General features: G+C 61.0%; 17 protein-coding genes and 3 pseudogenes. 14 read left to right on the top strand and 6 right to left on the bottom strand.

Translation table 11 applies throughout. The features are described from left to right. Window positions 1-301 precede the first annotated feature (301 nt). On the top strand, window positions 302-1,621 hold the full coding sequence (locus C4S73_RS20570) for an aspartate ammonia-lyase (protein WP_103874398.1): 1,320 nt from the start codon (window positions 302-304) through the stop codon (window positions 1,619-1,621). A 1-nt stretch (window position 1,622) separates the two neighbouring features. Next, window positions 1,623-1,782 (top strand): annotated as a pseudogene (locus tag C4S73_RS20565) (amino acid ABC transporter ATP-binding protein); the annotation flags it as partial. A gap of 468 nt (window positions 1,783-2,250) precedes the next feature. On the opposite strand, the gene C4S73_RS20560 reads toward C4S73_RS20565, so the two are convergent. After that, on the bottom strand, window positions 2,251-2,733 hold the full coding sequence (locus C4S73_RS20560) for an Lrp/AsnC family transcriptional regulator (protein ID WP_103874397.1): 483 nt from the start codon (window positions 2,731-2,733) through the stop codon (window positions 2,251-2,253). A gap of 317 nt (window positions 2,734-3,050) precedes the next feature. Beyond that, window positions 3,051-3,941, bottom strand: coding sequence for a GntR family transcriptional regulator (locus C4S73_RS20555; RefSeq protein ID WP_103874396.1), 891 nt, complete (start codon window positions 3,939-3,941; stop codon window positions 3,051-3,053). A gap of 194 nt (window positions 3,942-4,135) precedes the next feature. On the opposite strand from C4S73_RS20555, the gene C4S73_RS20550 reads away from it, so the two are divergent. The 7 genes from C4S73_RS20550 (at window position 4,136) to C4S73_RS20520 (ending at window position 12,679) form a co-directional block, all read left to right on the top strand. Beyond that, window positions 4,136-5,161: a zinc-binding alcohol dehydrogenase family protein gene (locus C4S73_RS20550; protein ID WP_103874469.1), complete on the top strand. Its 1,026-nt coding sequence runs from the start codon at window positions 4,136-4,138 to the stop codon at window positions 5,159-5,161. Between the two features lie 174 nt (window positions 5,162-5,335). Next, window positions 5,336-6,250, top strand: a complete 915-nt coding sequence (locus C4S73_RS20545) for a carbohydrate ABC transporter permease (protein ID WP_244595699.1) — start codon at window positions 5,336-5,338, stop codon at window positions 6,248-6,250. A gap of 4 nt (window positions 6,251-6,254) precedes the next feature. Continuing rightward, entirely contained in the window at window positions 6,255-7,103 is an 849-nt protein-coding gene (locus tag C4S73_RS20540) for a carbohydrate ABC transporter permease (RefSeq protein ID WP_244595698.1), read from the top strand. A 58-nt stretch (window positions 7,104-7,161) separates the two neighbouring features. Then, complete coding sequence (locus C4S73_RS20535) at window positions 7,162-8,538, top strand: ABC transporter substrate-binding protein (protein ID WP_103874394.1); 1,377 nt, start codon at window positions 7,162-7,164, stop codon at window positions 8,536-8,538. Window positions 8,539-8,727: 189 nt separating this feature from the next. Then, window positions 8,728-10,122 carry an amidase gene (locus C4S73_RS20530; RefSeq protein WP_103874393.1) on the top strand — a complete coding sequence of 465 codons (1,395 nt, stop codon included), beginning with the start codon at window positions 8,728-8,730 and terminating at the stop codon, window positions 10,120-10,122. A 44-nt stretch (window positions 10,123-10,166) separates the two neighbouring features. Then, window positions 10,167-11,261, top strand: a complete 1,095-nt coding sequence (locus tag C4S73_RS20525) for an ABC transporter ATP-binding protein (RefSeq protein ID WP_103874392.1) — start codon at window positions 10,167-10,169, stop codon at window positions 11,259-11,261. Between the two features lie 2 nt (window positions 11,262-11,263). Then, window positions 11,264-12,679 carry a M20/M25/M40 family metallo-hydrolase gene (locus C4S73_RS20520; RefSeq protein WP_103874391.1) on the top strand — a complete coding sequence of 472 codons (1,416 nt, stop codon included), beginning with the start codon at window positions 11,264-11,266 and terminating at the stop codon, window positions 12,677-12,679. A gap of 197 nt (window positions 12,680-12,876) precedes the next feature. Here the strand turns inward: C4S73_RS20520 and C4S73_RS20510 are convergent. From C4S73_RS20510 to C4S73_RS20500, 4 genes and pseudogenes are all read right to left on the bottom strand, one after another. Then, window positions 12,877-13,071 (bottom strand): annotated as a pseudogene (locus C4S73_RS20510) (electron transfer flavoprotein subunit beta/FixA family protein); the annotation flags it as partial. 97 nt (window positions 13,072-13,168) lie between these two features. Continuing rightward, window positions 13,169-13,742, bottom strand: a pseudogene (locus tag C4S73_RS28745) (transposase family protein); the annotation flags it as partial. A 192-nt stretch (window positions 13,743-13,934) separates the two neighbouring features. After that, window positions 13,935-14,726 (bottom strand): metallophosphoesterase, encoded by a 792-nt coding sequence (locus C4S73_RS20505; protein ID WP_103874390.1) that lies wholly within the window; start codon window positions 14,724-14,726, stop codon window positions 13,935-13,937. 51 nt (window positions 14,727-14,777) lie between these two features. After that, window positions 14,778-16,199, bottom strand: coding sequence for an HAD-IA family hydrolase (locus tag C4S73_RS20500; RefSeq protein ID WP_160115856.1), 1,422 nt, complete (start codon window positions 16,197-16,199; stop codon window positions 14,778-14,780). Between the two features lie 2,046 nt (window positions 16,200-18,245). On the opposite strand from C4S73_RS20500, the gene C4S73_RS20495 reads away from it, so the two are divergent. The 5 genes from C4S73_RS20495 to C4S73_RS20475 all read left to right on the top strand — a co-directional run bounded on the left by C4S73_RS20495 (window position 18,246) and on the right by C4S73_RS20475 (window position 23,146). Continuing rightward, window positions 18,246-18,476, top strand: a complete 231-nt coding sequence (locus tag C4S73_RS20495) for a hypothetical protein (protein ID WP_103874388.1) — start codon at window positions 18,246-18,248, stop codon at window positions 18,474-18,476. 389 nt (window positions 18,477-18,865) lie between these two features. After that, on the top strand, window positions 18,866-19,375 hold the full coding sequence (locus C4S73_RS20490; RefSeq protein WP_103874387.1) for a PDDEXK family nuclease: 510 nt from the start codon (window positions 18,866-18,868) through the stop codon (window positions 19,373-19,375). Beyond that, entirely contained in the window at window positions 19,372-19,932 is a 561-nt protein-coding gene (locus C4S73_RS28025) for a hypothetical protein (RefSeq protein ID WP_146071452.1), read from the top strand. The genes C4S73_RS20490 and C4S73_RS28025 overlap by 4 nt, the downstream gene beginning before the upstream one ends. Then, window positions 19,929-22,064: a DDE-type integrase/transposase/recombinase gene (locus tag C4S73_RS20480; RefSeq protein ID WP_103874385.1), complete on the top strand. Its 2,136-nt coding sequence runs from the start codon at window positions 19,929-19,931 to the stop codon at window positions 22,062-22,064. The genes C4S73_RS28025 and C4S73_RS20480 overlap by 4 nt, the downstream gene beginning before the upstream one ends. Window positions 22,065-22,084: 20 nt before the next feature. Further along, window positions 22,085-23,146: an ATP-binding protein gene (locus C4S73_RS20475; protein ID WP_103874384.1), complete on the top strand. Its 1,062-nt coding sequence runs from the start codon at window positions 22,085-22,087 to the stop codon at window positions 23,144-23,146.

Here is a 23,146-nt window from a genome sequence, read left to right as displayed (position 1 = left end):
ACCGGAGCGTCACCCGTGACGCATGAAGATCCGGGTCTCGCACCGAGCATGCTCGACCTGTGCGCGGCTTCCCATGATGCTCCCGCCGATCCGCGTTCCCTTTCGAAACAGGGCGCCCCGCCGATGATTCGAAGGAATCCTGCGTTTTTTCCCGATTTTAGACCAAAAGCCTAACTCTACGTTCAAACATCGCAGGAAAAACACGCTGTTTCTCGGTAGCCTCATCGCATCCGAAAATTCCGCGATCGAACGAGTAGACGAGATCGCCCTTCGAGCAGCGTCAAGGGATGCAAGTAAGGCGATGAATACATCGACGCGAATTGAAGGCGATTCTCTTGGAGATGTCGAGGTTCCGGCTGAACGGTATTACGGTGCCTCGACGGCGCGAGCGCTGCGGAACTTCCAGATTTCGGGAGTTGCCTTATCGAGCATGCGACATCTCATCATCGCACTGGCAGAAGTTAAGATTGCGGCAGCCAGAGCCAATGCGGATGACGGGGCGTTAGATCCCAGAAAGCTGGCGGCGATCGAGGAAGCCGCGCGCGAAATCATCGCAAACGAGCTTCGCGACGAGTTCCCCATCGATGTTTTTCAGGGTGGAGCAGGAACGTCGACGAACATGAACATGAACGAGGTTATCGCTAACAGAGCTAGCGAAATCCTAGGCGGCCAGCGGGGCCAAGACCGGCTCGTTCATGCGCACGATGATGTCAACCGCTCACAGTCGACGAACGATGCGTATGCGACTGCGGTCAGGCTTTCGATGGTCTATGGTAGCCGGCTATTGCGGAAAGAGTTGACTGCTCTTTCAGCAGTGTTCCGTGACAAGCAGCTTGAATTCGCCGGGATCGCGAAACTCGGTAGAACCCAGCTGCAGGATGCCGTGCAGATGACCTTGGGCGACGAGTTCGGAGCTTTTGCGACGACCTTGTCGGAGGACGTCGAACGACTGGCGGAGACTGAAAAGCATCTGTGCGAGATCAATCTCGGCGGGACGGCGATCGGAAGTGGAATTGCAGCCAGCGAGAGCTACCGTCGGAACGTTTTGCCGCATCTGAGACACGTCACGGGGCTGCCGGTCGAACGGGCGCGCGATCTGTATGAGGCGAGCTGGGACATGGGCGTGTTCATGTTGCTGTCCGGTCTCCTGAAGCGGACTGCGTGTAAACTCTCCAAGATAGCGAACGATCTGAGATTACTGTCCAGTGGACCGACGGGAGGGATCGGCGAGATCAAGCTGCCCGCACTGCAGCCCGGCTCTTCGATTATGCCGGCCAAGGTCAACCCCGTGGCAGCCGAAGCCGTCAACCAAGTCTGCTTCTATGTGTACGGCTTGGACACAACCATCGGCAACGCGGCTGAAGCGGGCCAGCTTCAGCTCAATGCGATGGAGCCCGTGATCGCGTTCAGCCTCCATCAAGCGCTGTCGCTGCTCACCAACGTCGTCAAGTCTTTTGCAGAAACTTGCGTCCGCGGCATCGAAGCAGCCCCCCAAAGGTGCTCACACAACCTCGGCAATAGCTCTGCATTCGCGACTGAGTTGGTCTCGACCATCGGTTATGAGGCGGCGACTGTCCTCGCGAAAAGCAAGTTGGCGCCAGGGGACGGAGCAGTGGCTTAAAATTGCCGCCGCCCACGAGATGGGCTTTGCCCGTCAGGTCGCCGACCGCGTCATCTTCATGGATGCCGGGCAGGGTCGTCGAGGTGAACGAGCCCAACGAGTTCTTCAAGAACCCGCAGCACGAGCGCACGAAGCTCTTCCTCAGCCAGATTCTGCACTGAGAGCGGTAAGCGAGCCGAACGAAACGCTCGGGCCTCGGCAAAATCGCAGGGAATAGCATGATCCGGCTGCGGGGGGCGCGCGCCTGCGGCCACTCCGCACGAGAGTGGTCGTTGTGTCGGCGGAGCCTAAATTCATCTTCAGAACATTCACAGTCTGGCCCGAGAAAGAGCACATTAATCGGGCGATTCACCAAACCTCTAATGCAGCGGAGCCGTCGGCTGCGCCCCGAAAACAGCAAGCTCGCCCCGGGCGTTCGGCTGCCATCCAGATCGATGGCGCCCGCGTGAAGGTGATGACGGAGATCGGCGCCTCTCTGGCGCGTTGGTTCTTGGTGCGTTGAAGGCGAGTCGCAATCGGACCGACCGGGTCGGGATCGCGTGATGGTGGCGACGAAGCTGGTCGACTTGCGGGAGGCTTCCGAGCCAATTTCATTTATCGCAGCACGCATGTTTCCTGGACAGGCGCGGCTACATTTCTATTGGCATCGAAAACCCCGTCTTGACGCGATCCATGACTACCATCGTCTTAAAGCCCTTAATGTCGGGGTTCTCATAGAAGAATCGTCGGGTGAATTGCTCGTAGTCCTCCATGTCACGTGCGGTGACGACGAGGACGAAATCGGCATCGCCGGTCACATAGAACCCGATCATCACCTCGGTGGTAGATCGGATGGCGGTCTTGAAGCGGTCGACGATGTCAGCGCGTTCTCGCTCAAGGGAGACGAGGACCAGCATTGAAACCGGGCGACCGACCGCTTTCGGGGACACGATCGAGACGTCTCCCTCGATAACCCCCGCCGCGCGCAGTCGCTTCATGCGGCGCTGGCACGCCGTTGGGGATAGGTTCGCCAATTCGGCTAGTTCTTCCGAGGTGAGGCGGTTGTTCGCCTGAACCGCCCGTAGAAGTTTGAAATCAATTTGATCTAACGTCACGGCGCGCAAATCCTGCATTATGTCTGCTTCTGGCGCAGGAATTCTTATACCAGAGCCACATTGTTGCCGTCAATCCGCGCACTGAGAGGGATCGATCCCGCCTCCTGGGAGCGACGTTGTCGTCCCTTCGGAAAGAGCGGCAAGCGACGGAGAGGTGTTTGATGTCGTCGCATAGTCGCAAACGTTACAGAGCGGGAACCATCGCTCCGCTGGGCGACGATGCTCTCATCGGACTTTCTGCTGCGATCGCCTGGGTCAGCGGAGCCCGCGCGAGACAGGTCGCTGACCTTCAGCGCCGGCAACACCAAGCGGTAAGCACAATCCGAAATGGCGCCTCAATGGCCGCGAAGCGAGCGGAACAGGGAGTTGCGCGCCGAGCTCATATGCACGGCCACCGCCTTGCGCGTGGCACGGGCATCGCCGCTTTCCAGCCCCTCGATGATCGCCAAGTGCTCGTGGATCGCGATCTCGTTGCGCTCGCGCTCATCGACCTTGTTCCACTGGAAATGATAGTGGAAAATCAGCGAGATGATCTCGTAGAACTCGCGGATGAAGCGGTTGTCGGCAGCATCGTTGATCGTGCGATGAAACGCTTCGTCCAGCGGCGAAAACTGGGTGAAATCGGTCTCGATCCGGCCCAGCAGGTCGATATGCCTGGCCTTCAGATCGGCCAGCCTGCGGCGCAACGGCTCCTTGTGGATCTGGGCGGCAAAACGCTCGATCGACTGCATCTCGAACAGTTCGCGGATATCGCATAGCTCGAGCGCGAAGGACGAGGTGAAGCCGCGGAAGACCCAGCTGGCGTTGGGACGTCGCTCGATCAGGCCGAACCGGCTGAACCGGTTGAGGTATTCGCGGATGCCCGATGTCGAGACCTCAAACCGCCTTGCCAGCTCGAGGCTGTTGATGATGGAGCCAGGCTTGACGTCGCCCGTCAGCAGCCATTCCTTGAAGCGGCGCTCGATCAGCTCGGAGCTGGCTTCCGTTTCCAGATCCGGAAAATACTCTGCGTCGAGCGGATGCCTGAGCACCTGTCTGCTGCGCCCTTCCAGCGCGATGACACCGGCCGCGGCCAAGGCGACGAGGATTGAACGGACGGTCGTACGGCTGACTTCGAGCTCACGCGCGAGGGCCGGCTCGGAGCCCAGCAACGCTCCCGGTTCAAGGCGCCTGATGAGGTCGAGACACGCATTGAAGCTGCGCTTGTAGACGGAGTTGTCCTTCATTTCGGGCTACGATCACGCGGCATGGCGCTGGCGCTCAATGTCTGCTGGGCGCCAGCTTTTCGCATAATCAGGCATTGTGTTCAAGTGCACTTTAACGATAACAGACAGACATGACTCTTGAAGAAGCGAGCCGGCCATGACGGAACGCGCCTTACGAAAACCGCGTCCGGCCCAGGGATGATCGACGAATGGACATGCAATCACTGGTTTGCCGAACCCCCGGCGATATCGCGGTCGAGGAGCGCGGGCGCCCGGCCCCCCTGTCGCCGGGATGGGCTCTCGTCGAGACGGCCTATGCCGGCATCTGCGGCACAGACTACCATATCTACGAGGGCAAGCACCCGTTCCTGAACTATCCCCGCGTCATCGGCCATGAGCTCTCGGGCATTGTCGCGGACCCCAACGCCAGCGACGTGTTGCGCAAGGGCGATCGCGTCGTGATCAATCCCTATCTCGCTTGCGGTCGCTGCGGCGCATGCCGGAAAGGCAGGCCGAACTGCTGCGAGGCCATCGAGGTGCTCGGCGTCCACCGTGACGGCGGCATGTGCGAGCAGATCGCGGTGCCGGAAGGTAATCTCATCCCTGCCGGTTCGCTGTCGCTTCGCGATGCGGCGATGGTCGAGTTCCTGGCCATCGGCGCGCACGCCGTTCGCCGTGCCGGCTCCGGGCAAGGCAGCGCGTTGGTCGTCGGCGTCGGGCCGATCGGCCTGGGCGTCGCGATATTCGCCCGTATCGCGGGTTTCGATGTTACGCTGGCGGACGCTAGCGCCGGGCGCATCGAGCAGGCAGAGGCCGTCCTCGGCGTCAATGGAGGCATTCTCGTCGGCGATGCCGAAGCTGCTGCGCGCGTGCGTGGCGTCAGCCCGGGCGGGTTTGACGTAGTCTTCGATGCCACAGGCAATGCTCGCTCGATGATGGCCGGCTTCCAGCACGTCGCCCATGGCGGAACCTATGTTCTCGTGTCGGTCGTGAAGGATGACATCACCTTCTCCGACCCGGAATTTCACAAGCGCGAAATGTCGTTGATCGCCAGCCGCAACGCGACGGCCGTCGATTTCGAACACGTGATCGCGTCGATTGCAGCCGGGTTGGTTCCGCTGGATCGCCTTGCCACGCACGAGACGACCCTTCAGGACGCGGCCGAGGATCTGCCGCGCTGGGCGACGCAGAAGGAGGGGCTGATCAAGGCCCTGATTAGGATCGGCGCGCCGGCAGCATAGTCTCCCAGGACCCTGCAAATCACACGCATTCCGACGCCGACTGACGTTTTTTATGGATAAAAGCGCGATGCTTGACAGCCTAATCGATATGCATATTGTGGATAAACAACAATTTGCAGCCTCACTTCGGTTGAGCCGCTGCCCTGGGCACGAAAAAGGCGGATCGCGTTCCCGATGACCATGGCGACGAAGGCTGCTGCGGGGAGCGCGGCATCATGGCGGCGCGAGCGCGGCTATTTCATTCTGATGATGCTCACCCCGGCCATCGTCCTGCTGACAGGGCTGATCCTTGTCCCGTTCGTCGTCGGCTTCGGGGTCAGTTTCACCGACTACATCCTGTCCCTTCCGCCGGCGCAATTCGCCGGTTTCGGCAACTACCTCAAGCTTGTTTCCACGCCGGAATTCTGGGATGCGCTGCGGGTCACGCTGATCTTCACGGTCGCCTCGGTCGCCCTGCAGACAGTGATCGGGCTCGGACTGGCCGTACTCCTCCATGAGGAGACGCGCGGCGTTCCCGTCCTGCGGGCGATCTACCTGCTGCCCATGGCGGTGACGCCGATCGCGGCCGTGTTCACCTTCCGCATGATGTTCAATCCCAGCCTGGGTGTCTTCAACCACCTGCTGGTCTCGATGGGCCTGCCGCCGCAGGACTGGCTCGGCACGGGCAACATGGCGTTGTTCTCGCTGGTGCTCGTCGATACCTGGCAGCACACCCCGTTCATCCTGCTGATCATCGCGGGCGGGCTGGCCTCGCTGCCGGGCGAGCCCTTCGAGGCAGCCAAGATCGACGGCGCCACGCCCTGGCAGATCTTCTACATGGTGACGCTGCCGCTGCTGAAGCCCTTCCTGGCGATTGCACTGCTTTTCCGCTCGATCGATGCCTTCAAAACCTTCGACATCATCTATGTGCTGACCGCGGGCGGCCCCGGCACCGCGACCACGACGCTCAACATGTACGCCTACAAGCAGGCGATCGAATTCGTGTCGCTGGGCTACGGCTCGAGCGTCGCTATCGTGATGCTCGCCATCATCACCATCGTGACCCAGATCTTCCTGCGCCGGTCACGCCTGCTCACCGTTGCGGACTAACATGATGGCCAAGACTGCGATCAGAAAGAAGAAGCCGGCCCTGACGCTCGGCATCGTCATCAGGCGCGCGATTCTCTGGGGTTTCGCGGTCTGGTGCCTGTTCCCGATCTACTGGCTGATCAACATGTCGCTGAAGGAAGCCGTGGACGCGATCGCGCGACCGCCGACCTTCATCTTCATCCCGACCTTGCAGAACTACATCGACGTCATCCAGGATCCGCGCATCACCAAATTCCTGGTCAACAGCCTGATCATCGCCTTGTCGGCGACGTTCCTGGGCCTGTTGATCGGGGCGCCTGCGGCCTATGTTCTGGCGCGCCATCGCTTTCGCCTGGACAGCAAGATCGCCTTCTGGATCCTCGCCACGCGGTTCACGCCGCCGATCGCGATGCTGATCCCGTTCTTCGTGATCTTCTACAATCTCGGGCTACTGGGCACACATGCCGGCCTGATCATCGCCCATATCGGCATCAATCTGGCGATGATCGTCTGGATTCTGCGCGGGTTCTTCCAGGACCTGCCGCGCGATCTCGAGGATGCGGCGTTCATCGACGGCGCGGGACGCTTCCAGTCCTTCCGGCGCATCATCCTGCCGCTCGCCCTGCCCGGCATCGCGGCCGTCGGCATCCTGACCTTCCTGTCGTCCTGGAACGAGTTCCTGTTCTCGATGGTGCTCGGCGGCAACGACGTGATGACCGTACCGGTCGGCATCTACGCCTATATCGGCTTCGAGCAGATCGAATGGGGCAAGCTCTCGGCCGCCGCCACGCTGATGCTCGCGCCCGTCATCGCCTTCATTCTCCTGTTCCAGCGCCAGCTCGTCCGGGGCCTGACGCTGGGTGCCGTGAAGTAGTCGAACCACCAACGGGCATCACCAAACGCTGTGCCTGCCAATCGTAAGGGGACTTCGCATGAACGACGACACCAAAGGCAAGAGCCCGTATCTCAGCCGCCGCGCCTTCGGCCGGACGGCGCTACTCACCGGCGCCGCCATCGCAGCTCCCGCAATCCTGGGTCGCGCGGCCTTCGCCCAGAGCGCCGATGCGCTGAAGGACTACACCTCCGCCAATATCGACTGGAAGCGTGAGGCCGGCGCCGAAATCATGGTCGGCGGCGCGACGCATCCCTGGTCGAACGCCGTGACACCCTTCATCCCCCAGTTCACGGCCCTGACCGGCATCAAGGTGACGACCGATTTCCGCTCGGAGACCGAGTTCCTGACCGCGCTGCCGATCAAGCTCGCCAGCGGCAGCACGACGCCCGACGTCTTCATGTACCTGGCTTATGGACAGGGCATTACGGCCGGCTGGCTCGAGCCGCTGAACGCCTATTATGGCAACAAGGATCTGGTCGATCTCGCCTGGTACGACGAGCAGGACGTCCTCAAGCCGGCCCGCGAGTATCCGCTCTGGCGCGACGGTGAGCGCTACGCCTTCCCGATCACGGCCGAGGCGCAGACGCTTTATGTCAACAAGGCGATGCTCGACCAGAAGGGCCTCGCCACGCCCAAGACCTTCGACGAGATGCTGAAGGTCGCCCGCGCCCTGAAGACGTCGACCACGGCCGGCATCGCCATGCGCGCCAAGGCCGCCGGCAATGCGACGTTCCCACTGACGGGCTTCCTCTACTCCTATGGCGGCGAGCTGATGAAGGACGGCCGCGTCGTCTATGACAGCCCCGAGGCCGTGGCCGGCATCGAGATGTTCACGACCATGCTGCGCGAGGCCGGCCCGATCGGCGTCAGCAACTACGACTGGTACGAGGCGCTGGGCGACTTCATGCAGGGCGCCGCGGCAATGACCTCCGACACCAGCAATTTCGCCACCGACATCTCGAACCCCACCAAGAGCAAGGTCTCTGCGCAGGCCCAGTTCGCCGGCATGCCGACCGCCGGCGACAAGCCCTCGCGTCCGAACATGTCCTGCTGGCAGGCTGCCGTGAATGCGAAGTCGCGCAACAAGAACGCGGCCTTCCTGTTCATGATCTGGGCGACCAGCAAGGCGACGTCGCTGCAGACCTCCGCGCGCGGACTGGCCACGACGCGCGCCTCGGCCTGGGAGAGCGACGGCTTCAAGAAGGCCTTCGGCCCGCAGGCGGCGGAGGCGGCCGTGCTCAACCTCAAGAATGCCGATGCCGATCTGGCCAAGCGCGTTCGCTTCCATCCTCAGTCGCCACAGATCCTCAACGAGTTGGCCGTCGGCGTCAGCCTCGCACTGAGCGGCAGCGAAAGCGCGGCCTCCGCGATGAAGAAGGCGGCGGCGAAAGCCAACGCCGCCTTGCGGACCTGAGCCCCGGGCCGGCCGCGCCAGCCGCGGCCGGTGCCGACCCGACAAACCCGAGGCGAGACGGATGTCGTTTTGCTTCGGGCCCATGCCCTTCACCGGCGTCATCGAGTGAAACACGCGGGCACCGAGCCCGCTGATTCTTTGCCGCGACCATGCCAGGCCCTCGCGCCGCGCCTTCCGGATTTTCGCCCCATGTCCAAGCCTCATCTTCTGTCCGCACAGGCTCTCGTCGAGGCCTATCGGAAGCGCTCGCTGTCGCCCGTCGAGGCGACGCGCTCGTGCCTGGACCGGATCGCGGCGCTCGACGGCAGGCTGAACGCCTTCTGCCTCGTCGACGAGGACAGCGCGCTGGCGGATGCCCGCGCCTCCGAAGCCCGCTGGATGCGCGGCCAGCCCGCGGGTCTCGTCGATGGCGTACCGACCTCCATCAAGGATCTGTTCCTGACGAAGAAGTGGCCGACGATGCGCGGTTCGCTCACCGTCTCGCGCGAGCAGAGCTGCGATGTCGATGCCCCCCCGGTCGCAAGGCTGCGCGAGCAGGGCGCCGTCTTCCTCGGCAAGACGACCACCACCGAATTCGGCCACAAGGGCGTCGGCGACAGCCCGCTCACCGGCATCACCCGCAATCCCTGGAACACGGACCTGACGCCGGGCGGCTCTAGCTGCGGCGCCGGCGTGGCCGCGGCGGCCGCGATGGCCCCGCTCAATCTGGGCAGCGACGGCGGCGGCTCGATCCGGATCCCGGCCTCATTCTGCGGCGTCTTCGGCATCAAGCCCGGCTATGGGCGCGTGCCGAGCGCACCCGCCGGCACGGCCGGCTCACTGCCGGCTAACGGCCCGCTGACGCGCACGGTGGCGGACGCAGCCCTGATGCTGCAGGTCATCTCCGGCGACGACAGCCGCGACTGGACCAGCCTGCCCGAACCCGGCCTCGAACTGCTCGGACAGCTGGAAAGCGGCGTATCGGGCCTGCGCATCGCCTATGCGCGCACGATCGGCACGGCGCCGGTCACCGGCGAGGTCGATGCTGCCGTGGCAACCGCCGCCGAGACTTTCAGGTCGCTCGGCGCTGATGTCGAGGAGATCGCGCTCGATCTGCCGGGTGCCGTCGAGGCGTATTACGCCATCCTCTCCGTAACGCTCGGCACCACACTGGACGGGTTCACCGAGGCGCAGCGCGCGCTCGTCGATCCCGGCCTGCTGATCCTGGCCGATGACGGCCGCCGCCTCAGTGCCTTCGATTATGCGCGCGCGCTCCATGTCGCACGCGCGGCGATCGGCGTTGCCATGCGAAAGCTCCATGAGCGTTACGACCTGCTGCTTCTGCCCAGCATGCCGCGCACGGCCTTCCGCGTCGGCGAGGATTTCCCCGGCGACACCGGCGGGCAATGGCGGGCCGATTGGACGCCCTTCTCCTTCCCCTTCAACCTGACCTGCCAGCCGGCCTGCTCAATTCCCTGCGGATTGAGCTCGGACGGCCTGCCGATCGGTCTCCAGATCGTCGGTCGCGTACGCGACGAGGCGCTGGTCCTGCGCGCGGCGCGCGCCTTCGAGACGACGCGCCATTTTCCTTCCCCGAATTTGTAAAGCCGCGCTCGCGCGGCTGTCGGCATCATGCGGAGCTGAACATCATGGCCCAGGTATCGGTCGACAAGATCGTCAAGCACTATGGGGACTACCACGCCGTCCGCGGCATCGACCTTACCATCGCGGATGGCGAGTTCATCGTCCTCGTTGGGCCGTCGGGCTGCGGAAAATCGACGATGCTGCGTATGATCGCGGGGCTGGAGGACATCACCGACGGCGAGTTGAGGATCGGCGCCAACATCGTCAACGACATGCCGCCCCGCGACCGGGACATCGCCATGGTGTTCCAGAGCTACGCGCTCTATCCGCACATGAACGTCTTCGACAACATCAGCTTCGGTCTGAAGCTGCGCAAGCTCGCCGCCGACGACATCAGGACGCGGGTGGAAAGCGCGGCCGAGATCCTGGGTCTCACCCCCCTGCTCGACCGCAAGCCCAAGGAGCTCTCGGGCGGCCAGCGCCAGCGGGTCGCGATGGGCCGCGCCATCGTGCGCAACCCGGAGGTCTTCCTATTCGACGAGCCGCTGTCGAATCTCGACGCCAAGCTGCGCGTCCAGATGCGCACGGAGATCAAGAAGCTCCACCAGAAGCTCGGCACCACCACGATCTACGTCACCCATGACCAGGTCGAGGCGATGACACTGGCCGACCGTGTCGTGGTCATGAACCATGGGGTGATCGAGCAGGTCGGCCCGCCCCAGGAGCTCTACCGCAATCCCGCGACCCGCTTCGTCGCGAGCTTCATCGGCAGCCCGGCGATGAACATCGTGCCCTGCAGGTTGGAAAGCGCTGGCGAGGGCCTGGTCGTGCGCCTCGCCGACGGAGCGGGCCTGCCCATCCCAGCCGCGCGCACGCAGCGCTATGCGAGCTATGTCGGCAAGGCGCTGGAACTGGGCCTGCGGCCGGAACACCTCAGCGACCGGGGCATCGGCACGCCCGGATACGCGCTGCTGCGCATCACGGTCGATGTGGCCGAACCCATGGGCGTCGAGACGCTGGTCCATTTCCAGCTCGGCGACGCGGTGATGTGCGCCCGGGTCGATCCCGAGCTCGAACCCGCAGCCGGCCAGCCGCTCGAACTAGCGGCGAACATGAACCACATGCATCTGATCGATGCCAAGAGTGGCAAGGTCCTGTGACGATGACAGCCCCCTACCCCCGTCTGGCGCTCGACAAGGCGTTGGCGCAGGCCGATGCCAATCTCGGCCAGAGCCTCGAGCGCTTCTATGACCTGCTCCGCATCAAGAGCATCTCGACGGAACCGGCATATCGCGACGACTGCCGGCGCGCAGCGCAGTGGCTCAGCGACGAGCTGATCGCGCTGGGCTTCGATGCCTCCGTGCGCCCGACACCGGGCCAGCCGATGGTGCTCGGCCATGATCGCTCCGCTGGCGGCGCGCATGTGCTCTTCTACGGCCATTACGACGTGCAGCCGGTCGATCCTCTGCATGAATGGGCCACTGATCCCTTCGAGCCGACCCTGATGCCCGCCGCCAATGGCGAGACGCATATCGTCGCGCGCGGCGCATCGGACGACAAAGGCCAGCTCCTGACCTTCGTCGAGGCCTGCCGCGCCTGGAAGGAGGCCAACGGCAACCTGCCGCTCTCCGTCTCGATCCTACTGGAAGGCGAGGAAGAGGCCGGCTCGAAGAGCCTAGGCCCGTTCCTCGACGAGACCGCGTCCGAGCTGAAGGCCGATGTCGTCCTCGTCTGCGACACCGACATGTGGGACGACGTCACGCCCGCCGTGACCTTTATGATGCGCGGCCTCTGCGGCCTCGAAGTGGAGATTTCGGCCGCCAGCCGTGACCTGCATTCCGGCGTCTATGGCGGCGCGGCGCGCAACCCGCTCCAGGTTCTGACCACGATCCTGGCGAGCCTGCGCGACGACGAGGGCCGCATCCTGCTCGATGGCTTCTATGACGGCGTCGAGGAGCTCTCGCCCGATGTGATCGCGCAATGGGATCGGTTGGCCTTCGACGGCGACGCGTTCCTGAACAAGGTCGGCCTCTCCACACCCGCCGGCGAGAGCGGCCGCGGCGTGCTCGAACAGATCTGGGCGCGTCCGACCTTCGAGATCAACGGCATCACCGGTGGCTATGCCGGCGAGGGCTTCAAGACGGTGATCCCGGCCAAGGCCTCCGCCAAGGTCTCGTTCCGGCTCGTCGGCCAGCAGGATCCCAAGGCTGTCTGCGCCGCCTTCAAGGCCCATGTCGAAGCGCGCCTGCCGGCCGATTGCAGCGCGACCGTGACCATCCACTCGGCCAGCAGCGCGACCCATGTCAGGACCGGCACGCCGCACCTGGCGAAAACGCTTCGGGCGCTCTCGGAGGAGTGGGAGACGGATGCGGCGCTGTCGGGCAATGGCGGATCCATCCCCGTCATCAACGAGTTCAGGGACCGGCTCGGCATGGACGCGCTGCTCGTCGGCTTCGCTCGTTTCGACAACCGCGTGCACAGCCCCAACGAGAAATACGACATGTCCAGCTTCACCAAGGGCATCCGCTCTTGGCTACGCATTCTGGATAAGCTCGCAGACGGCCATAGCGGAGCTTAGAGCTATTCCCGTTTGGGTTAGGTCACGTCAGGGGGCACCGGATCTCCTGTCGGTGCTTGGACATGGCGAGACGACGGCCCAGCAGTACGAGGGCTTTGCGCCCGCGACGGAGTTCGTTCTCGCCAAGGCGCTGGACGGCTTCGCCTTCGTGGACCGCGACAAGTTCAAGGCCGGCTTCGCCCACGACGTCGCCGACGGGGGCCGATCGAGACCACGACCACCTCGGTCGCCTTGCCGGCTTCCTTCAGACGCAGCGCCTCTTCGACCGCGATCTCGTCGTAGGGGTTCATCAACATCTTCACATTCGCAAGCTCGACGCCCGAGCCGTCCGCCTTCACGCGGATCTTCACGTTGTAGTCGACAACCCGCTTCACGGGCACAAGGATCTTCATCTGCCAGCACCTCGATATGGGAGTGGCTGACCTAGCGGTCAGCCACCAACCGAATTAGGAATGGCCTCTGCCGATGTCGAACGACACGCCCTGAGCGAGCGGAAGCGCGGTCGAATAGTTCAACCGGCCGACGGCGCTCAAGATCGCAGACGATTGCCGTAGCGGTGATTGCGCCGCCAGGCGAAGTCGTCGATGCCGATCACGCGCGATGGTTCGCTCGGCGTCTTGGCGCGCCGGCGGACCACGCGGAGCAATGTGTCATTGCTGACCGGCAACATCATCCTGGCGGCAAGGCTCGCTCCGGGCCTGCCGCCCAAGGCGAGGCCGAGATGCTGGACGATATGATCGAGGCGCTCGGTCCGGCGTGAGCTCGCCGCGAGGACGCCGGTGTCCGAGCGCTCCGCGAAGATCTGGCGGCCACATAAGACGCTGTCGCAGCGAAATCACCGGACCAGAACCTGCAGCTCGACCCACCGGCCGCTCAGCGGCAGGTCCTTTGCTCGTCGCCAGTACCGGCTCTGGATCCGTCGCGAGATCGCCCCACAATCAGGACATCGGCACGCCGCTACGGGAGATCTGACCCGGACGAGGACGAGATCGCTTTCGATCGCAACACCGTCGACGATCAATCCCGCGGGAACAAGGCTAGCTTGCCGAAATCGCTGATCCATCATACTGATTCCTCACGGAAAACAGCGCCAGATCACCCGCTACATGCAGCAGATTTGAGTCAGAGCCAAACTTGCACGCCGAAACACAACCGGAACGGCCAGTGGCGGAAGCAGGGATTTCGGCCAACGACGTCTGGATTGTCCGGCAAGAGGCTAGCCCAAAGAAGCAGTTCGTATGCACTCGTCGGCTAATCAAACCTCGACGACGCAAAGCGGATCGAACCACGGATTTTCGCGATCGCCGTGCAAATTTGGATAGCCGGCCTGGTTTGCCAGTACGCGTGTGCGCCCAATTTTGTAATCGTGTGATCCGTGATCATGACCGTGAATCCAGAGTTCTGGCTGGAAGTCATCGATCAGGGCACTGAGATCCGAAACGAAGGCCGGCGAGAGAGCGCTGCCCTGATGCCTTGGCTGGACCGATTGCGGATGGGGCGCGTGGTGCGTGACCACAACGGTCGGCCCGTCATGGGGCTTCCCGAGTTCGTTGCGTATGAATGCGACGTCGAGCCGGTGCTCGGCAGCCGCATGCCAGGGCATGAAGCGGCTGTAGTGACCGCCCTCCTCCCGATAGCGAATGAGCCGGTGATCGTTCAACTCGTGCCCGGCAAAGACCATCGACGGTTTGGGTGTGCCGAGAAGGCGATAGTCCGTCCAAAGCGTGCACCCAATAAATCGAATATGTCCGATGACCACAGTTCGGCGATCCAACAGGTGGATGCCCGCTTGAGCAGCCTGCTCGGCCCCAGCGGCCAGGTTGCCTTTCATCTCGCTGTTGTAGAATTCGTGATTGCCCGCGACGTAGACGATCTCTCGGCCCCGGAGCGGCCCGGCCTCTCGCTGATCCGTCATCCACTTAAGCGCGGCAACGAGGGGCCGATGCATATCGCCAGCAAACACTGCGACTTCAAATTCTGGCATCTGCTCTGGAAAAGCGAACGGGCCAAATTCAAGATGTAAGTCGGAAATCACGAGAAGCCGCATAGTGCCCCCTCCCCTTCGACATTGTGTTGGCTGACGGCGAGGCGATGGATGTCAGGGGCCCAGTTCGGACCTGATTGCCCGTGAGACGATCCACGAACGCTTTGGGTGGCCGGGTTGAAGCACAGCCTGGACCGCTGCCCTGAGTTCACTCCAGCCGATCTCCTCCCCCTCCACGATCCGTGTCAGGAGGGCTTCGTCCGTTTCGTCAAAGAATGTCCCGAGAAGCAGCTTCACGGCGGGATCTTCAACTCGCTCGACCTGGATGGAGCTGCGCAAGACATGCAGGAGCTGCTCTCGCTCGTACCCCAGACCCGTGCTGGCGTTGACTTGAGCCAGCGCCGCGTCGAGCGCCTGCTCTGGGGAATGCGGGAGCTGAACGCGTGCCCGCTGCTCCAGCCCGCGGATGCGCTCGAAGAGCTCGGTAACGGCAAGCGGCGCGGCCTGCGCGAACCGTTGCGCCAGGGCGGCCTCGAATTGGTCGATGTGCATTGCGAACAAGCTCGCAGCACGTGGGCCGCGCACGTCTGCCTCTAAGCTGTCGCCAACAAACAAAACCTCATCCGGCTTGAGCCCAAGCTGCCTGCAGACGAGCTGATAGATCTCGGCCTGGGGCTTCATCAAGCCGACCCTGAAAGACAGGACGAGCGCATCTGGCGCGTGCGGCAAGCAGCTAACCAGTGCGTCCTCATACTGCATGGCCAAGTTGGAGCAGACGCCGATCTTTACTCCGAGACGACGCAGCGCCTCCCACACGGCCCCAATCCCCGGCCGCAATAGCGTCGACGCACATTCAGCCTCGAGGTCCGCCGTGAGTTCGGTCAACCTGGTCTCACCGAGCGGGAGCCCAAGATTGCGTGCAAGCTCCCACAGATGTGTTGAAGTGGTCAGAGCCTTGGCCGTCGCATACGAGTGGGGCGCATGCCCGAACAGTGCTTTGAACGGTCGACGCTTGTCGCGGATCTCGACGAGAGTTCCGAAGCCATCAAAGCACACCGCCTTGATCTGCGGGGCAGCGTCATCCCAGATCAGGTCCTCGTCTGCGTAAGGCGCGAAATCACGATCAATTTCGTTTGGAGCTGCCACACCGAGTCCAATGCCATAAACATACCGGCGGACAGCGATCTGGTCCTCGAGCGTTCCGCGAAGGAGATCGAGCGGCGCCCGCCCAGCGAATGGCTCCGCATTATGTGGGCGGGTCAACCATTCTCGTTCTCGATCCGCGGACGCAAGAAATTGCCGGAGTTCCGCGAAAACGCCCAGGACCGCAGAGAGTCGCATGACCACCTCGGTTTCCAGGACGAGGGGACGGTGAGCGCGCGCGATGCTCGACCAATCCTCGAATTGTCGCGCACTGCATTGTATCAGTGCGATCCGGTCGGCCGAGGACAGCTGCCAGCGTTCTGCGATATTCAGGAATGTTCGGAGCCCCGGCCCGCTGACGCGAGCCCGCTCATCGAAATTTGGTTCAACCATTGCAATCTCCCTTCTCGATGAAACCCGCGCGCCCGATCGGCGAAGTGCCCGACAGAGGGGGTCCCCAACTAGTTCCGGAAGAATTAGTGACCGGGCCTCGACCTGCCCCGGCGCATTTGCCATGCTTGGACAGCGACAGAATCTGACATCAGCCGACAGCTCCGATCGAACGCCGTGTGGCGCCGTCTTGGAAAGCGAAGCGATGTCAGAGCGGCTTTGTTTGGTTTAGCGAAGAGCGGAGCAAGGATGGAATCTCCGTCCAGGACCGGATCGAAAAAGCGGCCGCGAAGCGCTCGCAGGCCATTCAGCGGCGAGCATTATTATACAAGTTCTGTAAAATTATTCCACTTAAATGATGGCGGACCAGACATTCTAACCGGCCGCGCATTTCTGCCAATGCCCGCAGACGCGCCGATCCGGGGCTTCGTCTGCAAGGCCGCCAGGCTGCTATTAGGCCGGTCGCAGGAGTGGCTATCGACCGCATCCGAGGTCTCAAGAAAGACGCTAAATGACTTTGAAATCGGTGAAATTGAGCCAAAAATCGCACTGAATATTCGTATTCGAGATGCACTCGAAGGTGACGGGGCAAGCTTTGTCAGCGGCGATTCTGTGGTCGGCGTTGTCGTTTTCTCAAAACCGGATTCACCTCAGACCAGTCCAAGGGCCAACCACCTCGCACGTTAACCATAACTTGAATCAATCAGTGCTATTTTTTAGACAAAATGTATAATATGGCAGTTCGATTTTGAATGGTCGACGGAGACAAACCAGGCTCATCAGAACGATGCCGGCGCCTACTCGCTACCTGGCCCTTTCCAATGCGAGGAAATTCTCATGCGCAGTGTGCGACCCACGTTTTCGCGGATCCCAGCAGCGATGCGATCAGCACCTATCGCGAAGCCCGACGTCCGACGTGCCTATTTAGACCGTCACTGGCCAAGCGGAGACCCCTCGACCGATCCGTCGCTGCTCGATGAGGAGTTCGATGATTTAGGTTGCGACGCGCAGGTGCTCCTGAGAGTCGTAAATCAACCCTAAAACATGTCTCGCCTCGAATTCTGAGACCGTCACGAGCATTGCGCCCTTTCCCGTTTCGGAGCTGGGATCGCAAGCAAAATGTCACGGCTCCGCTCAGCGGCCCTCATCCCGCTGAGACTGTTGCCAATCCAAAACGAAAAAACATCCTAGCGGTCCTGGCGACACTCCGGATCCGCGACGCGCTGTTGCTCTGCGCAGTGAGGCAACTCGTTCTGTGATTGCGCCCTCACGGCTCAAGCGCATCGACCTTTGGAGGTTGCGTCGTGGTCCACTGTTTCAGCGAGCCGCCATCTTCCAGAACTCGTCTGTGCCCAAGGTCATGATTGCACTGTTTTTCAGAACACCGCCTTACGCGCGTCGGACGAACTGATCACGCGTCAGAAAGGAGCGCGATGACGCGATCGCGAGAAAGAAACTGCGATAACATATTGACATACAACAATTATTATGCCCGCTCGGTCGTCAGAAAAATTAGTTTATAGATCAACCTTCGCCGCTTTTCGCATGTGCCTGCCCCTTGAAGCTGGCAGCTGAAGGCTGAATCATAAACTGACCGGCGAAATAGAAAATTACCCGGAAAATTCCAGGAGAAATAAAATTTCGACCCTCGCGCGTACGCCCTCGCGTGCATTATGCATACGCGCGTGCCATTCGCGCCAAACGATCGTCAAATGCGACTCCGAATTTTTAATTGGCTGGAAATTCGCCCGACGCGTAGCTGAAATTCGGCCTAATTCTTTCTGCTTGCATCGAAAATTGGTCATCCGGCAGACTCGTGAACGCCAGGCGAAATTGCCGCTTGGTTGAAGCGAAGCAGGATCGAACGACCAATATTGAAATGAACATTGAACTCGCGAGGCCTCGATTGATTGGCCGGCACACGCCGATCACAGCCACAGCGGATTTCACGAGCACGCTAAATCGGCGTGCTCTCGGTGTTCGCCCTATTTTGAAAGGAACCCACATGAATCGTGAATTACATCGTAGTCCAGGCCGGGAGGGTCGAGCATGGATAAGCTCGCCGGTCTGATGGTCCGCTTAGTCCAAATGAACAGCGAATTCGGGCAACACGTGTTCGACCGGGCGGTAAATGCGGCATCAGTCGAGATCGCTCGCGTCGCCCTTGAGCACGCCGAGGGCGTCGCAAGTCGACGTCTCTGGCGTCCGGAGATCGTTATCTTTCCGTTGGAGCGGGTCCAACCCGGGGGCTCAGAAACGAGCGACGAAGACCCGAAGTAAAAAGGGCATTCCGCGCTCAAACGGAATGCCCTCTTTTCCGACGCCGCTTCCACAATGGCCTGAGAACCTCGGAAGCAGCCCACCCTGAAACGGCGCAAGCCGCATCCAGTCCCTCACGTATACACGTGCGCGCAAAGCTGCGCAAGCGTATACGTGAGTGTTCTGGACATGCGTTTTCGCGTCATAAAGACGAAGTCAGCATGTTACAAGACCTTCCCCGTTCACCTGCTCCAATTTGGCAGGGCCCAAAGGAATCCCGCGCATACCGAGCAGTCGACAGTCGAAGCCGAGGCGCTTGCCGTGTCGCGACAGTCGCTTTTGGCTACAAGATATTTTGCGAAAGCTATCTTGAGCGACACGTTCTCTATAGTGGCGAGGCAAATCCTGATGTGGTTGACATCCAGGAGCAGCTGCCACCGGTGCTGTATCCGACCCCGGACGGCAAACTGCGTCGGCATCATTTCGACTACCGGTTCACGCTTCTATGCGGAACTAGGCTCGCGGTTGCTGTGAAGCCATCGGCGAGCGCCGAAAGGCATCAGTTGCTTGATGAACTGAAATTGATCGCACCACACATGCCAATCGAACTAGCCGATGGCGTTTTGCTTATGACTGAAAAGGACGTTCCAAAGGACCTCGTCGCAAACGCAACGTTTCTGCATCACGCTAAGCGCGAGTCTAATCCTGAGCATGACGAGATTGTCCGCGCGATCGTGTCTGAAGGCACTGTCATGACAATCGGATCTGTCGTCGCCAGAAGCGGCCTGGAAGGCGCCGCCTTCAGGACGATCGGAAGACTGATTGGTCGCCAAGAGATCGATGTGCTCGACGACGGGATATACGACTACCCTACTCGCATTCAGTCGGCAGCGGCTCGCACCGAGGTGCTGGCAGCATGAGTATCTTCCACTTCCGCCTCAATGCCGTTGATCGCATTTGGATCGAGGAAGAAGCTTATCGATCGGTCGGACGGCTCGAGGCGAGCCACCTGCTTCTCGGCGAAAATACTCGCGCGGTTCGCATCTGCTCCGATGACGAGCTGGACGGCCTTATCTTAGCCGGGCAGGTCCGCATTGATCATCGTACCATTCGGTCGCGAGCGTCCTCGCCCCGCGTTTCCCCAGTAGCAGATGTCCATATTGCTCCGATGCCGCGGCAAGAAAGGGAGCGTATAATTCGGCGCGAAATTTATTGCCGCCGCTTCCTCGAGATGGAACGAGCCGGCGACGCCAAGCGTTCTGACGCCGCAATGCATCGTGCGATTGCAATCATCCATGTTGAAATGAAAGAAGCCGAATGGCTTCCAGGGACTAAGGCCGACCGTTCCGCCGGCCATATCGTCGCCGTCCGTCCGCCGCCAAGCGTCCGAACAATGCGGCGGGCACTGGAGCAGCTTGAGCAGTCGGGCTTTTCGCGAACGGCGACCGCAGCTCGCAGGATTAGGGGGGCAAAATGAGCTCTCCCATCCTCTATTTCCGTTTCAACTCCAAGGACCGCCTATGGATTGAGGGCAAGGCTTATCGCCCGGTGGAGCGCGAGGAGGAGGGACACCTCCTCCTCCGCGAGGATGACCTTAATACCGAACGCTTTTTCTCCAACGAAGAGCTGGATAAGCTCGTGTTGGCCGGCGAGGTCCGCATCGAGCGCAGCGCCTTTCGACCTGAAGTCATGCGGGCACGGGCGAAAGCGGAAGCCCAGCGCATTAACGATCTGCCTGAGCGCGAACGGAGTCAGGTCGCGCGTCGCGAGATATACTGCACGCGCTTTCTCGAAATGGTGCAAGCCGGACAAGCGACGCGTTCAGATAAATCCATGAAGCGCGCGATCTCGACTATCGAGGGCGAGATCAACGAAGCCGAATGGGCTGCAGCTGCCAGACTGGGCAAGGATGGTGACCTCATCCGTCCCCGTGTCGATCAAGAGATAAGGACCCATAAGCCGCCAAGCCCAAAAACCCTCCGCCGATCGCTGGATATACTCGAAGGCGCGGAAGGCCAAGCGTTGGCCTTGCGCAAGGCCTATCGGCGGTGCGGTGACCGGCTCACGAGTCGACATCCGGCAGATGTTTGTGACCTCGTGGATGAAATCTCTATGAGTTTCAAGGGAGAGGCCGCTGAAGCTCGGGCGTCGGTGCGCACCCTTCACAAGCAACTTGGGGCGAAATTGCTCGTCATCAACGCGGAGCGGAAGGCTGCTGATTTAACAGAATACAGTACACCTTCGTACCATTACCTTCTTTCGCGGGTGAAGGAGCTTCATGCTCTTGAAACCCTGGCGAGTCGACATGGCGTAGATATAGCTGAAGCAAAAATGGCCGCCGTCGCTCGCGGCGTTATGGCCACTCGACCGCTCGAACGCGTCGAGATCGATGAATGGAAGATCGATCTCTACACAGTCTTTGAGCATCATGGACTACTTGAGGATCTTACGGCGGATGAGATCTCCGACCTGAAGAAGCAGCGCTTCTGGCTCTGCGCGATCATCGACGCCGCGACGCGCGTCATCCTCGGTATGAAGATTGGCAAGAAGGTTGGCGTCCAACTGGCCTTGGACACCGTCGAAATGGCCGTCTCGCCGAAGGTGCCCTATGCTCGAATAGCTCCATCTGTTTCTCGTTGGCTATTCTGCGGCGCGTTTGAGCAGCTCGTTCATGACCAAGCCAAATGGTTCATGTCGCTTGCTTTCCGTACCCCAATACTGGACCTAGGATCCGAGGTCCTAGCCCCGCCGGCGGGCAAGGCTCGCATGCGGCCAAAGATCGAGCGCTTCTTCCGAACAGCGAAGGAGGCGCTAGCGTTTTTTACCGGCCGGACGTTCGAGAACGTCGTCGTAAAGGGCGACTATGATCCAGTAGGCCGGGCCAGCCTTACTGTTCCAGAGCTATGCGAAGTTTTCGTGCGATGGACGGTGGAGCAATATCACAACTCACCGCATCGTGGGCTGAACGAGCAGACACCTGCCAGAGCTTGGGAAAAGCTTACAAAGAAATACGGCGTAATGGTAGCACCGCATTCGCATGATTTGCGGGCAATATTTGGCGTCAGAGTCAAGGGCCTGACGGTGCATCCATCGGGAGTAGAATTCTGCGGCCTCTTCTACAATTGCCTAGAGCTTCAGGAATTCCTTCAACGCCGAGGGAGCGCGGTCCTAGATATCAAGGTGAATCACCGCGATATCAACTGCATCTCAGTTGAACTTGGAGATAACTGCTGGCTGGCGGTGCCCTGCATGCGATCGGGCATGGCGCATGTCCCTCTCGATGTTTGGCTCGCGACACGGCAGGCGCTTCGGCGGCAGCACGAAGATGAATCCAAGCTTGATGACACGATCGTCAAGGAGTCGGTTCTAAAGATGATGGAGATTGCAAAAGCTGCCGAGCAACGGACAGCGTTGGTTACAACGCGTCCTACCACCGAGCAGCTGACCAAGCTCCACCGAGACGTGAATTTTCCGTTTGAATTCCTGCGTCCGGACATTGGACCGACACCTCTGAAGGGGAATTTGCTCGCAGCGGCGATCATCCCCGCTCGGAAAGCCCTGCCCGCTCCTCCTTCGAGCACCAGCAAGCCGTCGCGAACCATCAAGTAATATTACAGGATATTTTTAAAATGAACCAAAACTCGAATTCTTCGATAAACGCTATTCTCGCCTCGATGTCGCTGAACGCCCAAGAGGTAGTCGGCAAGATGGAGGCCATCAAGAACAATTACATTGAGACCGATTGGGACGATGCGCTCAGGCGCCGGTTCGACAAATTGCTACGCACGGTCGTGATGCGTCGTTCCGCCACCGGCGAAGCGTGGACCGAGCGGCGTGAGACGAGGGCGATAGTCTATTCGGGTGAGGAAGGCATCGGAAAAACTGAATCCCTCGACCGCCTCTTTCGGACCCATCCGGCGACCACAGGATATAACGCGTTTGGGTCCGGATGCCCCCTGCTATCAGTCTCCGTTCCTGCGTCTGCCTCACCAATAGCCCTCGGCCATACGATCCTGCAGAAGGCTGGGCGGCCGATTTATAAACCACTCGCGGAACACGCAGTCTGGGCTCAGGTTCACCACCAACTGGAACTCGCTGGCATCGCCATTCTTCATCTCGACGAGATGCATAATCTGACGGATAGCGCGAACGTCAGCCAGATTGATCACATCAGAAAGCGCCTGAAGGCATTGATGGTCTCGCCGACTTGGCCAGTCGCTTTGGTGATCTCAGGATTGCCCAGCATCGTCCCGGCAATGCGGGCAGTCGGCGAGATCCGGAGACGCGGTCAATTTATCGAAATGCCATTGATGGAGATGCCTGCCGACGCCGATTTGGTGAGCGCGGCGCTCGACAGAACCTGTCAGCTGGCAGACCTAACTTGGTCAGATGATCGCGCCTTGCTTGTCAGCCGCCTCGTCCATGCAGCCATTTATCGTTTTGGCGTCATGATCGAACTCATCCAGGAGGCGGTCGAGCTCGCACTGCTCGACGGCGTAGAGGCGCTTACGGTAGAGCACTTCGCCGCAGCTTATGCTGATCGCACGGGCTGCGGGCGTCGCATGAACCCGTTTCTCGCCGCGGATTGGCTGCAGCTGGATTGCTCGCTTGTTTTGATGGCCGAGCCCCCCTCCCAGATTTTGCCCGCAGGAAGTTCTGCATTGGGCCACGGTCGGAAAGGCGGCAAGTGA

Source organism: Allobosea lathyri (assembly GCF_900108245.1).
GTDB lineage: Bacteria > Pseudomonadota > Alphaproteobacteria > Rhizobiales > Beijerinckiaceae > Allobosea > Allobosea lathyri.
This window is presented reverse-complemented; position numbering and strand designations above follow the sequence as displayed.